The 12,798-nt window shown below is 71.0% G+C and carries 11 protein-coding genes; 4 read left to right on the plus strand and 7 right to left on the minus strand.

Annotated features, from left to right (window positions below; translation table 11 throughout):
- Positions 1 to 38: 38 nt before the first annotated feature.
- The gene (locus ACOJUJ_RS03800) at positions 39 to 815 is read right to left on the minus strand and encodes a metallophosphoesterase family protein (RefSeq protein WP_420125516.1); all 777 of its coding nucleotides are present in this window, start codon (positions 813 to 815) and stop codon (positions 39 to 41) included.
- 102 nt (positions 816 to 917) lie between these two features.
- Complete coding sequence (locus ACOJUJ_RS03805; RefSeq protein WP_420125517.1) at positions 918 to 1,733, minus strand: 2,3,4,5-tetrahydropyridine-2,6-dicarboxylate N-succinyltransferase; 816 nt, start codon at positions 1,731 to 1,733, stop codon at positions 918 to 920.
- 570 nt (positions 1,734 to 2,303) lie between these two features.
- Here ACOJUJ_RS03805 and ACOJUJ_RS03810 point away from each other — a divergent pair.
- Positions 2,304 to 2,978 carry an SCO family protein gene (locus tag ACOJUJ_RS03810; RefSeq protein WP_420125518.1) on the plus strand — a complete coding sequence of 225 codons (675 nt, stop codon included), beginning with the start codon at positions 2,304 to 2,306 and terminating at the stop codon, positions 2,976 to 2,978.
- Between the two features lie 102 nt (positions 2,979 to 3,080).
- Positions 3,081 to 3,743, plus strand: a complete 663-nt coding sequence (locus ACOJUJ_RS03815; RefSeq protein ID WP_420125519.1) for a hypothetical protein — start codon at positions 3,081 to 3,083, stop codon at positions 3,741 to 3,743.
- A gap of 173 nt (positions 3,744 to 3,916) precedes the next feature.
- Here the strand turns inward: ACOJUJ_RS03815 and ACOJUJ_RS03820 are convergent, their stop codons facing one another.
- From ACOJUJ_RS03820 to ACOJUJ_RS03840, 5 genes are all read right to left on the minus strand, one after another.
- Positions 3,917 to 4,807: an aldo/keto reductase gene (locus ACOJUJ_RS03820; RefSeq protein WP_420125520.1), complete on the minus strand. Its 891-nt coding sequence runs from the start codon at positions 4,805 to 4,807 to the stop codon at positions 3,917 to 3,919.
- A 423-nt stretch (positions 4,808 to 5,230) separates the two neighbouring features.
- Positions 5,231 to 6,646, minus strand: coding sequence for an acyl-CoA reductase (locus ACOJUJ_RS03825; RefSeq protein ID WP_420125521.1), 1,416 nt, complete (start codon positions 6,644 to 6,646; stop codon positions 5,231 to 5,233).
- A 10-nt stretch (positions 6,647 to 6,656) separates the two neighbouring features.
- Entirely contained in the window at positions 6,657 to 8,753 is a 2,097-nt protein-coding gene (locus ACOJUJ_RS03830; protein ID WP_420125522.1) for a hypothetical protein, read from the minus strand.
- Positions 8,754 to 8,860: 107 nt separating this feature from the next.
- Positions 8,861 to 9,409: a hypothetical protein gene (locus ACOJUJ_RS03835; RefSeq protein ID WP_420125523.1), complete on the minus strand. Its 549-nt coding sequence runs from the start codon at positions 9,407 to 9,409 to the stop codon at positions 8,861 to 8,863.
- Between the two features lie 590 nt (positions 9,410 to 9,999).
- Positions 10,000 to 10,731 carry a CPBP family intramembrane glutamic endopeptidase gene (locus ACOJUJ_RS03840; protein ID WP_420125524.1) on the minus strand — a complete coding sequence of 244 codons (732 nt, stop codon included), beginning with the start codon at positions 10,729 to 10,731 and terminating at the stop codon, positions 10,000 to 10,002.
- Between the two features lie 137 nt (positions 10,732 to 10,868).
- Between ACOJUJ_RS03840 and ACOJUJ_RS03845 the strand changes: the two genes are divergently transcribed.
- Positions 10,869 to 11,270, plus strand: coding sequence for a BON domain-containing protein (locus ACOJUJ_RS03845; RefSeq protein WP_420125525.1), 402 nt, complete (start codon positions 10,869 to 10,871; stop codon positions 11,268 to 11,270).
- Between the two features lie 818 nt (positions 11,271 to 12,088).
- The gene (locus ACOJUJ_RS03850) at positions 12,089 to 12,730 is read left to right on the plus strand and encodes a transglycosylase SLT domain-containing protein (RefSeq protein WP_420125526.1); all 642 of its coding nucleotides are present in this window, start codon (positions 12,089 to 12,091) and stop codon (positions 12,728 to 12,730) included.
- The last annotated feature ends 68 nt before the right edge of the window (positions 12,731 to 12,798 follow it).

Genomic DNA, 12,798 nt, shown 5'->3' on the forward strand with positions numbered 1-12,798 from the left:
CAACACCCGCCTTCCGCTCACCCATACGCTCGCCCACCTCAACAGAACATCGGCGCGGCCAACTCGGCCTCGCCGCTGGTCCAGACGAGCTTGAGCGGGTCGGGCGAGGTGCGGACGAAGTAGTTCTGCACGTAGCGCACACCGTCGATCACCTGGTCCGAGGGGATGTGGGTGTGGCCAAAGACGTGCACGCGGGGCTGGATGCGGCGGATCTGCGCCTCGATGCCGGCGGACCCGGCCACCAGCGCCAGCCCCTTGAACGACAGTCGGTGCACCGACGGCACCAGGTCCGGCCGCGGCACAAAGTGCGAAAAGGTGATGACCGGCGCGTCGTAGGCGTGCACGCGCGGCTCGTTCATCCGCAAGAACGCTTCGTCCACCCGCCTGATCGCCGGCGGCCATTTGCAGAAGTAGCGGTCCGACCACGCCTCCAGCTCCTCCTCCACCGCCTCGCCGCGCACGTCGAACTCCTCGTGGTACCACGAGAACAGTGGCACCACCCACGCCCCGCCCACGCGCGCCGGCTCCGTGCGCACACCCGCCTGGTCGCACACGCGCAGCACCGAGCGAAACTTCTCCATGCTGTCGCGCTGCTCGCCGCGCACCCACAGTTCGTGGTTGCCGGGCACAAAAAAGACTTCCGCGAAGCGTCCCGCCAGCCATTCCAGCGTGTCGCGCAGCACCGCCTCGTTGTCGGCCACGTCGCCCGCCACGATCAGCGCGTCGTCGCGGTGCCCGGCCAGCCCCGCGCGCTCCAGCGCCGCGCGGTTCTCGCGAAAGTCGGTGTGCAGGTCAGAGATCGCGTAAATGCGCATGGGATAATGCCGCCGCCGTCCGCGGGTTCTTCAGCGGACGGCGGTGAGTGGATGAGCGAAGCGAGCGGGCGCGGCTGACCGTCATCGATCGAAGGCGCCCTCTCACACCTGCACGTTGAACGTCCGCAGCACGTCGTTCAGCGAGGTCTTTTTGTCCGTCGATTCAGTGCGCCGCCCGATGATCAGCGCGCACGGCACGCCAAAGGTCCCCGCCGGGAACTCCTTGGGCATGGTTCCGGGGATGACGACGGAGCGCGCCGGCACCCGCCCCCTGGTGATCACCGGCTCGGCCCCGGTCACGTCGATGATGGACGTCGATGCCGTCAGCACCACGTTGGCCCCCAGCACCGCCTCTTCCTCCACCACGCATCCCTCGACCACGATGCAGCGCGACCCGATGAACGCGCCGTCCTCGATGATCACGGGCGACGCGCTGGGTGGCTCCAGCACACCGCCCAGGCCCACGCCGCCGGACAGGTGCACGCCCTTCCCCACCTGCGCGCACGAGCCCACCGTGGCCCAGGTATCCACCATGGTCCCCGCGCCCACGTACGCGCCGATGTTCACGTAGCCGGGCATTACCACGCAGCCGGGCTCCAGAAAGCTTCCGTAGCGCGCCACGCCGGGCGGCACCACGCGGATTCCCTGCGCCTGCAGGTCCGTCTTCGTGCGGATCTTGTCATAGAAACGCAGGTCGCCGGCGTCCATGGGCTCCAGCGGCCGCAGGGCGAAGTAGAGGAGGATGGCTTCCTTGACCCACGCATTCACCCGCCACTCGCCATCCGTCTTTTCCGCCACGCGCACCTGGCCGCGGTCCAGCAGGGCGATGGTTTCCTCCACCGCCTGCGCCACTTCGCGCTCCTTCAGCCGCTCGCGGTCCTGAAAGGCCTGCGAGATCAGGGTCTGCAACTGCTCCATCGGGTTCCGTCCTGGTGATGATTCCGCCGTTCCGCCGCCCCGTGTTTTCCGGCGCGGAACCTAGCCCGGCGCCCTCGATGCGACAAGCGGACCGCTGGGAGGTGAACGGGTGAACGGGTGAGCGGGTGATGCGGAGCGCTTCGGACGGGCCTGCGCGGGCGCCCCCTCCGGGCGAGCACCACTCGCCCACCTCCCCCGAACCTGCCGGGGGAGGTTGGGTGTGGGGCTAGGATCGCGGCGTTGCTGACGGGTTTGAGCGGGATGATGGGCGCCTCCCTCCCCGACCCTCTCCCGCAAACTGCGCGGGGGAGGGAGGTGCGACGCACCTCGTCGAAACGAGATCGACTTCTCCCCTCTCCGTGAGGAACGAACGGGGAGGGGCCGGGGGAGGGGCACCCCGTCGGCGCCAGCCCGATGCCCGTCGTCCAACCTGAATCCCCTCTTTCACCCGTTCACCCGTTCACCCCTTCACCCCTTCACCTCCGCCCCCCGTGATCCAAACGCCTGAGTGTATTACATTTCCGCCGCCGCGTACGCCGCGGCGGCGAAGCACCCTTACTCGGCTGGACGATGGACGACTCGCAGAAGACGGCTCCCGCGCCGCGGCTGGCGCTCTGGACGTGCGTGGTGGTGATGGTGGCGATCGTGGTGGTAGCGGCCATCGCCGCGGCGCCGCGGCCCACGCCGCGCTTTCACGGCACCACCTACACCGAGGTGCTTCCCGCCGGGGATTTCGCGCTCACCGACCATGAAGGGCGGCCGGTTTCGCTGCGCAGCTACCGCGGCGCCCCGGTGCTGCTGTTCTTTGGCTACACCAACTGCCCGGACGTCTGCCCGCTCACGCTCGACAAGCTCACCCGCGCCCTGCGCACCGCCGGCCGCCGCACGGAGGACGTCCGCATTCTGCTCGTCACGCTGGATCCCGCGCGCGACACGCCCGCCGCGCTCAAAGCGTACGCCGCGCGCTTCGGCCCGGCGGTCACCGGCCTGACCGGCGACAGCGCAAGCCTGGCAAAAGCGGCTGAGGGCTACGGCGCCTACATCACCCGTGCGCCCGCCCAGCCCGCCGTCCACGCGCACGGCGCCCACGCGGCACCTCCCGCGGCCGTCGCCGCGGCGATAAAGACCGTCCACCCGGGCGCCGTGTACGGCATCGACCGAAACGGAAACCTGCAGGTGGTCATCTCCGACGGCGCCACCCTCGAGCAGGTGGTGGACGACGTACGCACCCTTGCGCGCCTTTGACGGGAAGCAAGTTTTCCCGCACATCGTAGTCCGCCACTCCGCCGCCCCCCTCCGGCGGCCAGCCGCCGCGCGCCCCATCCACCCCCGCCGCTCCGTCCGCTCGTGATCTACTACCTTGCCGTCGTGGCCGGCGTGTACGCGGTGTTCCTGGTCGCGCGCAACGCGGACCGCCGCAGCCGCCGCGATTGCGCCACGCGGCTGGGCGCCCTGTACCGCCTGCGCTCGGAGTTCTGGCGTCTGCGCGTGTGGGCCGCCGATGCCGGGGCGCGGGGCGACAGGGAGGCCGCCGCCGGGCTCAACGTCCAGGCCGCCGAAAAGCTGCCGGAGATCAACCGCCAGACGCTTTCACTGCGGCGCGACTACAACGAATACGTGGCGGAGATCGGCTGGCTCCCCGGCACGCCGGACGAGGAATTGCGCGACATGGCCGAGGCGGTGACGGTCTCGTCGCTGGTGGGATACGACCGGTGGATCACGGGCAAGGGCCGCACGCCGGTGGAGTCCGTCATCAACCCGAAGGCGACGATCGAGGAGGACGCCCTCTCCGCCCGCCTGCACGGGGCGTTCGGGATCGTCGTCGGCGTGGCGATCGGGTTCTTCGTGTACCTGCACACCTACTCCGGCCGGGCTGATGGGACCATGGGGATGATGATCTTCTACATGGCTCTCAGCGCCGCGGTGCTGGGTTACGTGGCCTCCCAGGTCAAGGACTCGCTCTGGCACGCCCTTAGCCGCTCCACCCGCTTCGCCCGCTGGACTCCCTGACCGACCTGCGCGCGCGAGTGCCCATGAAGTTGAAGCCCTGTCCGGCTCGCTTGCGAGCCGGACAGGGCTTATCGCTTTCCCAGCAGCGGATTCATCCGCTCATCCCACGCCGCTCATCCTCGCCGCGCCACCCTCACACCCTCACACCCTCACACCCTCACACCCTCACACCCTCACACCCCGCCCTCCTCCGGCAGCGCGCGGAAGGCGTCCTCCAGCTCGCGGCGGGTGCGGTCGTCCAGGCGCAGGGACGCGGCGCGGACGCTGCTTTCGATGCTCTCGATGCGCTTGGCGCCGGGGATGGGCACCAGCGACGGCGAAACGCCGAGCATCCACGCCAGCACCAGCTCCTCCGGCGTGGCACCGCCGTGCCGCTGGCCAATGGCGCGAAGATCCTCGCTCTCACGCAGCACCGGTACGCGCCGACGCCCGCCCACCGGCGAGTAGGGGAGAAAGGTGATGGAGTTCTGGTCGCAGTAGCGGATGATGCCGTCCAGCTCCGCCGACCGGTCCCACGGGTTGAAGCGGTTCTGCACCGAGGTCACGGGGACGATGGCCAGCGCCGCCTGCAGCTGCATCAGCGACACGTTGCTCAACCCCACCGCCGCCACCTTTCCCTCCTCGTACAGCCGCGCCATCTCGCTTACGCTGTCGGCGAACGGCACCCTGGGGTCGGGCGCGTGCAGCTGGTACAGGCCAATGCGGTCGGTGTTCAGCATCCGCAGGCTGTGCTCGCAGGCGCGGCGCAGCTGCTCCGGCCGGCCGTCGCGCTCCCAGCGTCCCTCCGGCCGCACCAGGCCGCCCTTGGTGGCCACCAGCACGTCGTCGCGCACGCCCAGCTCGTCCAGCGCCTCCGCGATCAGGGCTTCATTGTGGCCGACGTCGTCCTGGCCCATGCAGTAGGCGTCGGCCGTATCGATAAAGTTGACGCCCAGCTCCACCGCGCGGCGGATCACCTGCTTGGCATCTTCGCGCTCCGGCCGGCCTGGAATGGAAAGTGGCATGGCCCCCAGCCCGATGCGCCCCACCCGCCGCCCCGTCCGCCCCACCTGCACCTGCTGCATGTCCGTCTCCCCGTTCCGTGTTACGCGACCTGCCAGACGTTCAAACTGCGGATGAAGCGTGTCCCCGGGCAACCGTCCGACCAGAGTGCGGCTCCGGCACCGCGCAAGTACCCAGGCGCCGTGCGTCCGCACCCGACACCGCGCCCGAACGGCCCCGCCTTAGCGGTTGAAACCGCGGCTGGAACGTCACAAAGTCCGCTTTCGCGGACTGCACCCGCGGGCTCCGCGTCGTCAATCATCGGACGCAGCGAGATGCCCTTCGAAGCGCCCGAACCCTGGCGGCATCCCAACCTCCCCCAGTCTTTTTTGGGGGAGGTGGGCGAGGTTTACGAGCCCGGAGGGGGCGCCGCGGGCGCAGTTCGATACCGTTCGCCGAGCCTCATCACCCCGTTCACCCGTTCACCCCTTCACCCGTTCACCGCCTCACTCCTCCAGATCCGCCCACCGCACCAGCTCGCGCAGCGGCGAACGCCCGTCGTGGTGCCACCAGGGCGGCGGCCACGCCATCTTGCCCAGCGGCGTGAACCGGCTGGCGCCCACGCGGGCCAGCGCCGTCGCCAGCGCGCGCGTTTCGTCCGCGTCCGCGGCGATGCCGACGGTCTGCAGCACGGGCGCATACCGTTCCACCAGCCCCGGCACGTCGGCCAGCGAGGCCACCGGCTTCACCCGCACCACCCGGTTCAGGCATGACGCCGTAAAGTCCGGCCGCGGATCGTACAGCACCGTCCACGCCGTTCCCTCGCCGCTGGCGTGCAGCCGCGTGCCGCCGCCTCCGGCCTCGGCAAACTCCGCCTCCGCGCGCAGCTGCCGGATGGCGGACGACTCACCGGGGGCCAGCGTGCCGCGCGGCAGCTCGCCCTCCACCAGCGCCATCTCCTCCGCCAGCATCGCGGACCACGCTTCGGGGGATACGGCGCCGCCCTCCTCGGCGTAGAACAGGTGCGGCGACACGCACCCCTGCTGATCGAACGTGGACGCGTCCAGCGCCGCCCCGCGCGCCGCCGCCCGCGCCGAATCCCCCGAGAGCGCCCCCCGTCCCACGACACCGAACGAAACTTTGGGCCCGTAGCCCAGGAACTGTCCCGTGGGCGGCGTGCGGGCGCGGATGGACGCCACCGCCTCCGCGCCGCCGTAGACGACCACCGCGTCCGCGTCCGCCAGCGCCGCGCGCTCCATGATCTCGTCGCCGCCGGCCCAGTACGTTACCGCCAGGCACTCGCCGATCCGCGCGTCCGCCTCCGCCACGCCGCGGGCAAAGAGCGCCGCCAGCAGAGGCTCGCCCACCGCCGCCTTGCCGAGCGTGGCCGCCTTGACCAGCAGCGAGCGGATGATGGAGGTCACCGCCACCCCGGGCACGTTGCCGCTGAACACGTGCACCGCCAGCCGCGGGCCGAACGCCGCCTGCTGCCCGTGCGCGCGCGGCGCGGGATGAAATCCGTCCAGCACCCGCGGGTCGCCGAACTCCGCGCGCAGCAGCTCGCGCAGTCGGGGCGCACGCCAGTCCGCGGCCATGCGGTCCAGCACCAGCCGGATCATGGGCGCGCTGTACGCCGTCACCGCGGGGAGCGCGCGCTCGGCCGCGCGGCGCAGCGGGTCCGCCGGGTCCTGGAAACGTGCCGCCACGCGGTCGATCACCCCCACGATCTCCGCCACCGGCCGGTGCGCCAGGTAGCGGTCGCGCGCCGTGCCCAGCGCCTCAACCTGCCGCTTGAGGTCCACCGGCGACACGCGGGGCAGCCGCACCTCGAACGCATCCTCCCCGCGCCCGTACGCCCACGTGCTGGTGCGCGGGTGTTCGATCGCGGGGAGGTGAAAGGCGTCGATGACGTCGGACCGCATCAACGGAAGTTCACAGAAAGTCCCAGAACGACGGGTTGGCCTCCACGATCACCTCCCACACCCCGTTCTCCCCCAGCCCGCGCGCCACGTCCACGCGGATGATGTCGAACAGCAGCCCCACCCCGGCACCCACGGAGAACAGGCTTCCCGTGCGCAGCGGCCGCGGCTCGGGCACCACGCTGGTGAACGGCACAAAGCCGACCGCGCCCTTGCGGCGGTCCGCCCACCCCGCCGCCGCGAATACGCGGCCGCGCACGAAGGGGCGAAACAGCTCCGCCGCGTACCCGGCCCGCGCGAAGGCGAAGGTGTGGCCGCCGTACGAGCGGAACCCGTAGCCCGGCACCGTCCCCCGGCCGCCCAGCAGAAACTCGCCCTGCGGCGGCACGTCACCGAACGCCGCGCCCGCGGCCGCGTCCAGCGTGAGCTCCGATCCGCCCGACCCGCGCGAGATCCAGCCCGCATCCACCCGCGGCCGCCAGTGGCCGTAGCGGACGAACTCGGACGCCAGCACGCCGGCATCCACCGTCACCCCCACCCCCAGCCCGCGCGCCCGCTCCGCCGGCACCACGCGGCGCACGGCCACCGAGCCGCCGTAGAACTCGCCCTCCGCGATCGGGCGCACGGGGCGAAAGTGCGATCCGCCGCCCAGGAGGGAGAAGTCCGTCTCCAGCCCCGCCTGGCGGTGCAGCTCCGCGCGCAGGCGGAACGCGCCGTTCCAGCCGCGTCCCACCGGCCGGTCCGCCCGCAGCTCCGCGCCCGTGGCAAAGTACGGGTCCGTAAAGTCGTAGCCGGCCACCAGCGCCGTGACGGAGTTCATCGCCCCCGAAATCACCTGCGTGCCCACGCCGATGTCGCGCAGCTGGTTGGCGTACACGCCCATCCCCAGCCGGTCCGGCAGCGCACCGCGCCACAGGTCCACCTCGCCAAACCCGTGCTCCGCCGCCGTCGCGTAGCCGCCACGTATCCCCAGCGACCAGCGCTCGCCCGGCGTAAAGCGGGCGCCGGGGGCGATCGCCAGCCCCTCTGCGCGGTTGTAGCGCACGGTGCCGGTGGCGCTGGACAGGTCGATGCGCGTCCCCGGCAGCCCGCTCAGCAGCCGCCGGCCGACCAGCTCCGCGGCCTCGCGGCGGATGTCGCCCAGCTCGCCCGTGGCGCTCAGTCCCGCCTCGCGCAGCTCCGCGTCCATCGGCTGCTCAAAGGCGAACGCCTCGCGCTGCGCCACGGGGACGGAAACCACGCGCCGCCCCGCGAACTGCGCCAGGTCCAGCCCCTGGTTGAAGCGGTAGTTGCCGATCCGCATGGTTCCGCGGATCATCCCGCCCGCCGGCAGCCCCAGCTCCGGCACCTGCCGGCGCAGCTCCACCTGCTGGCGGTTGGGGAGCCAGAAGCGTCCCTTGTACAGCCCGTTCTCCAGCAGGACGTTGATGTAGTCCAGCTGCTCGTCGACGTACGAGACCGGCGTAAAGGTGAACTCCATCCGCACGATGTCGCCGCCGCGGCGGTCCACGAACACCGAGCCCACCAGCGCCGGCCGCGACGCGTCCTTCGGCCGCACCTGCACCTTGTAGACGCGCACCGGCTCGTCCGCGCCGGGCAGGCGGATGGTGGTCGAATCCGCCAGCCGGTAGTCGTACGCCGACGGGCCGGCGCTCGACGCGGGGTGCAGCACGTCGGCCACCTCGTCGCCGTCGCCCAGGCGGATGAGGTCGCCAAAGTTGTCCTGCACCACCGTCAGGTGGTCTTCGTGGTAGCGGATGTTGGTGGGCAGGTTGCGCTCATCGCGCAGCCCGATGATGCGCTGCCTGGACAGGTTGGGCGCCTTCCAGAACACGTCCAGCGCCACCTGGTCCGTCTTGACCAGCGTGCGCTCGCCCGTGTCGCGGCGGTCCAGGTAAAAGTAGATGTAGCCGCGCGCATCGGCCTGGTAGTCCACCATGCCGGTGTCGCTGAGCGCCACCTGCCGGCGCTCCTGGGCACGCTGGATGAGCTCCAGCGCGCGGCCGGAGTTCCACGCGCCGTCGTCCTGCGCGGCGGCGGCGGCCGGCGCGCCCAGCAGCGCCGCCAGGGCCAGCGCCGCGCGCGTCACTGTGCGTCGCAAACGGATCATTCCCGAATCCTGATGATGACGGCGCGGGCCCGCGCAACCTTCGCGCCGGGCCCGCCCGGGTTCAGCCTCGTGGTAATTGTAGCGAACGGACCGCGTTCGCGCCTCTTTCAGCACCCGTCCAGGTCGAACGCCACCTGCAGCGTGCCGTTGATGGAGGCCTGCAGCCCCTCCTGGCTGATCCCCGCCGCGGCAGCGTAGTCGGCGCGCGCCACGGGGTACGCGAACCCCCCCGCGTCGCCCGTAAAGCGGTGGCCGGCCGCGTCGTAGTTCAGCAGCAGCGTCTTGGGAAACAGCAGCGCCGCGGCGTTGCCGGTGGACGGCAGCGAAAGGCTGATCTGGTCTTCGCGGTACCCGATGGAGCCGCGCACCTGCTCCAGGAACTGCGTCTGCTGCGCCGTATACGCCAGGTCGTACGAGCCGTTGACCGCCAGGGCGATGGACGGCATGGGACGGTTGGCCGGCGGCGTGGTGTCGATCACGCTGGTCAGCAGGTTGGCCGCGGGGAGCGCCGTGTTGCTGGGCTGAAAGCGCAGCGTGCACAGCGCGTACACGCCCTGCACCTCCTGCGGCGTGAGCGGATTCGAGCGGGTTCCGCCTCCGCTGTCGCAGGCGGCCAGCAGGGCGAGCGCGGGAACGATGACAAAGGGACTGCGCATGGGCACGGCTTCTCCGTTGGAGATTGTCAGATTGTCTGCTGTGGATCGGGCTCGCGGACCGGCGCGCATCGTCCGCCGGCGCGGTACGTACCCGCGAAGGGTCCCGATCGGTTCCGTCGGGGGTGGTAACAGGCCGGTGGATGAGCATTGAACTGCGTCCGCAGTGTGCCCCTCCCCCGGCCCCTCCCCGTTCGTTCCAAACGGAGAGGGGAGAACGAGCAGAGAGAGCGAGGCTCGACGACGGGCATCGAACTGGCGCCCGCGGGCGCCCCCCTCTCCCGGCCTCTCCCCCCCGAACTGCAGGGGGAGAGGAGAACTTCAATCCCGTTTCCGAAGGTGCGTCGCACCTCCCTTCCCCGCGCAGTTTGCGGGGGAGGGCCGGGGAGGGGGGCGGCCCACCATCCCGCACCCGACCTTCCGAAGCGCCGCGATCCCTACCCTACGCAACCTCCCCCGGCGGTTTCGGGGGAGGTGGGCGAGTGGTGCTCGCCCGGGAGGGGCCTGCGCCGGGGCCCGTGGAAACACAAGGTATCATCCGCCACGCGAGCCCGGTAGCCGCCACGCTCGCACGCTCGCACTCTCGCACTTCCCTACCCCTGCCCCGCCAGCACCAGGAACACGTCGTACAGCGCGTGGGTCCACGCCGCCACGCCAAAACCGCGCACCATGTACAGCCCGCTGAACGCCAGCCCCGCGATAAAGCGGAAGGTAAAGCTGTTCAGCTCCAGCGGATACGCGTAGGGCCCGATGTAGTGAAAGGCGGAGAAGATGAAGGCGGATACCACCACCGCCAGGACCCCGGACGTCGTCCGCCGCACGCCCACCGCCACCAGCAGGGCGAACAGGCCGCCCGTCAGCAGCACGCGAAAAAGCAGTTCCTCGTAGATGCCGGCTCCCAGCGAAAGCACCACGCCATCCAGCAGCGGCAGCCTGGTGATCGACCCGCCGTCCGCCGCCATGCGTACCATCCCGCCCAGCAGCACCTGCGTGGCCGCGGCGATCAGCCCGCCAAAGAGCACGGCGTAGGCGGCGCTCTCCGCAAGCATCCCGGCGAAGTAGCCGGGGCGCACGGGAACGCGCTTTCGCTTTTGCTCCAGCCCCACCATCACCGCCGCGCCCACGGCCAGCACGGCGGTAAACGCAAGGGTGCCGCTCAGCCCGCCGGCGGCCAGCAGGGTGCGCAGCAGCACGTCGGCGCCGTTGCGCATGCCGCCGCCGCGCCCCGAGATCATCATCGCCCCGATCTCGTACAGCACGAGCAGCGGAAGCGCGAAGAGCAGCGAATAGGTATGCGTGCGCGTGTTCTCGAAGTATCTTCGCATTGCCGATTGGGTGCTACGCGGTCCGCCCACGGGCGGCGGCTGGCCTGCCGATTGCGAAATCCATGCGTTCCAGAGGCCCCTGTCTCCTGTTCAAACGGAGGCGGCGGGCGAAAAGTTTCCCCACACGTGGTGAGTGGATGCGCGAAGTCCGTCTGGGTACGGGTCGGTCGATGATGATCCTGGCGCTGGCGTCGGTGCTCGTCCAGGGGTGCGCCCTGCTGGGTGGCGGCCGGCCCGCGGAGACGCCCGCGCAGGCGCAGGAGCGGCAGACACAGGAGGCGGCCATCCGCCGCGAAGTGGAGGCGCGCCTGGCCGCGGAGCCCTCCATTGGCGCCGGGCGGCTGCGCGCGGAGGTGAACGGGCGCGACGTGCACCTGCACGGCGCGGCGCCCGGCTTTGGCGCGCTGCAGTGCGCGCTGGCCAACGCGGGCCTCGTCCCCGGCGTGCGGCTGGTGGTCGACTTCATGGTCCTGGAGCCCGGGCCCCGCACCGTCACCTGCCTGGCCCCGCGCGTCTTCGCCGCGTCACCGCGGGCTTAGCCGTCCGGCTAAGGCCGGGTCGCGTTCTCCGCGCGCCGGCACGCGGGCCGCACCGCAATCTCGCCGCAGCACGCCCCGTCCGCATCCCCCGCAGGGCGTTCATCATGCTAGGATTCGCATCCGCCGCCCGTTCGCCGCAACGTCGAACAGTGCGACCACCTGTGGGCGCTGGCGCCGCGGGGGGAGCGGGCTGCGCAACTCCGACACGCCGCAGTTCTCCCTCCCCACCGCGCAGAACGCCGACGCCGACAGCGTCCGCCGCGACATCGCCCTTCGCGCGCCGTGAAGCTCGCGGCAGCCGAACATCGCAACCCGTCATCCTGAGGGAGCGCACCACGCGGAATCCGAATCTGCACAAGACTTTGCGTGCGACCGAAGGACCTTCTCTCCGCCACCGGGAAGCCAGAGGGCGGGGCATGAAGTCAGCCTCACGCTTCTGCCGGCAAGGTCCTTCGGTCGGCGCCAGGGTGTTGTGTATGAGCAGGGTATGGAGCGGCGCCTCCCTCAGGATGACTGGCACAATTCGAGGTTTCTCGACACCCTCTCAGCCTCAGGATGACTGATAGCGCGATCGAGCGTCAAACGAGTCGGCCGGGGACGGGAATAACGCCGTACCTGCTTGTGATTTCATGCCAGGCGGAGACACGGCCGTTCCGCCGGGAAGCGCATTCGTGTAGTTTACGGGCATCCACGGACACCTGAGCGACCCGATCTACCCGATGTCCAAGCCTCCGCGCAGACGCGTAAACGCCCAACGCCGCAGCCCTCGTCGGGCCCGCGCGCGCGTCCGGCCGATGGGCCGGCCGTCGCGCGGACGCGTGGCTGCGGCCGCGGCGCTGGTGCTGCTGCTGGCGCTGCTGCCGCCCATGCGCGCCGTGGCCGCGGGCGTGTGGTCGCGCGTGGAGCAGGCCGTCGCCGCCACCCGCGCCGCCGAGGCGCGCGGGCGGGTGATCGCGCAGTACGCGCGCCGGTACGGCATCTCCACGGAGCTGGCGGCGGCGATCGAACAGGCGGCGCGGGCGGAGGGGATCGAGACGGAGCTGGCGTTTCGCCTGGTGCGGGTGGAGAGCGCGTTCAAGCCCGACGCGGAGAGCTACGCGGGCGCGCTGGGGCTCACGCAGGTAATGCCGGCGACGGCCAACTACCTGCAGCCCGGCATCACGCGCGCGCAGTTGCTGGAGCGCGACACCAACCTGCGCCTGGGCTTTCGCTACCTCAAGGACCTGCTCGCCGTGTACGACGGCGACGCCGAAGAGGCGCTGACGGCGTACAACCGGGGCCCGGGCACCGTAGCGCGCATTCGCCGTGGCGGCGGCGACCCGGCCAACGGCTACTCGGACCTGGTGCTGGGCCCGCGCGGCGGATCACCCGTGAACCACGTGCGCCACGACTCCGCCACCGCCACCACGCCCCCGCCCGCCCACGAGCTCGCCCCCGCCCGCCTTCCCGCGGATTTCTGATCACCCGCTCGCCCTCCCCGCTGACGGAAAGTCGCTGGGGTGGATGGGAATCGCAGCGGCGGGAAACG

The organism is Longimicrobium sp. (assembly GCF_048594345.1).
GTDB lineage: Bacteria > Gemmatimonadota > Gemmatimonadetes > Longimicrobiales > Longimicrobiaceae > Longimicrobium.

Excerpts from the sequence above, each read along its gene's own strand:
- ACOJUJ_RS03800 (WP_420125516.1), bottom strand. The coding sequence starts at position 815 with ATGCGCATTTACGCGATCTCTGACCTGCACACCGACTTTCGCGAGAAC.
- ACOJUJ_RS03805 (WP_420125517.1), bottom strand. The coding sequence starts at position 1,733 with ATGGAGCAGTTGCAGACCCTGATCTCGCAGGCCTTTCAGGACCGCGAG.
- ACOJUJ_RS03810 (WP_420125518.1), top strand. The coding sequence starts at position 2,304 with ATGGACGACTCGCAGAAGACGGCTCCCGCGCCGCGGCTGGCGCTCTGG.
- ACOJUJ_RS03820 (WP_420125520.1), bottom strand. The coding sequence starts at position 4,807 with ATGCAGCAGGTGCAGGTGGGGCGGACGGGGCGGCGGGTGGGGCGCATC.
- ACOJUJ_RS03825 (WP_420125521.1), bottom strand. The coding sequence starts at position 6,646 with ATGCGGTCCGACGTCATCGACGCCTTTCACCTCCCCGCGATCGAACAC.
- ACOJUJ_RS03830 (WP_420125522.1), bottom strand. The coding sequence starts at position 8,753 with ATGATCCGTTTGCGACGCACAGTGACGCGCGCGGCGCTGGCCCTGGCG.
- ACOJUJ_RS03835 (WP_420125523.1), bottom strand. The coding sequence starts at position 9,409 with ATGCGCAGTCCCTTTGTCATCGTTCCCGCGCTCGCCCTGCTGGCCGCC.
- ACOJUJ_RS03840 (WP_420125524.1), bottom strand. The coding sequence starts at position 10,731 with ATGCGAAGATACTTCGAGAACACGCGCACGCATACCTATTCGCTGCTC.
- ACOJUJ_RS03845 (WP_420125525.1), top strand. The coding sequence starts at position 10,869 with ATGCGCGAAGTCCGTCTGGGTACGGGTCGGTCGATGATGATCCTGGCG.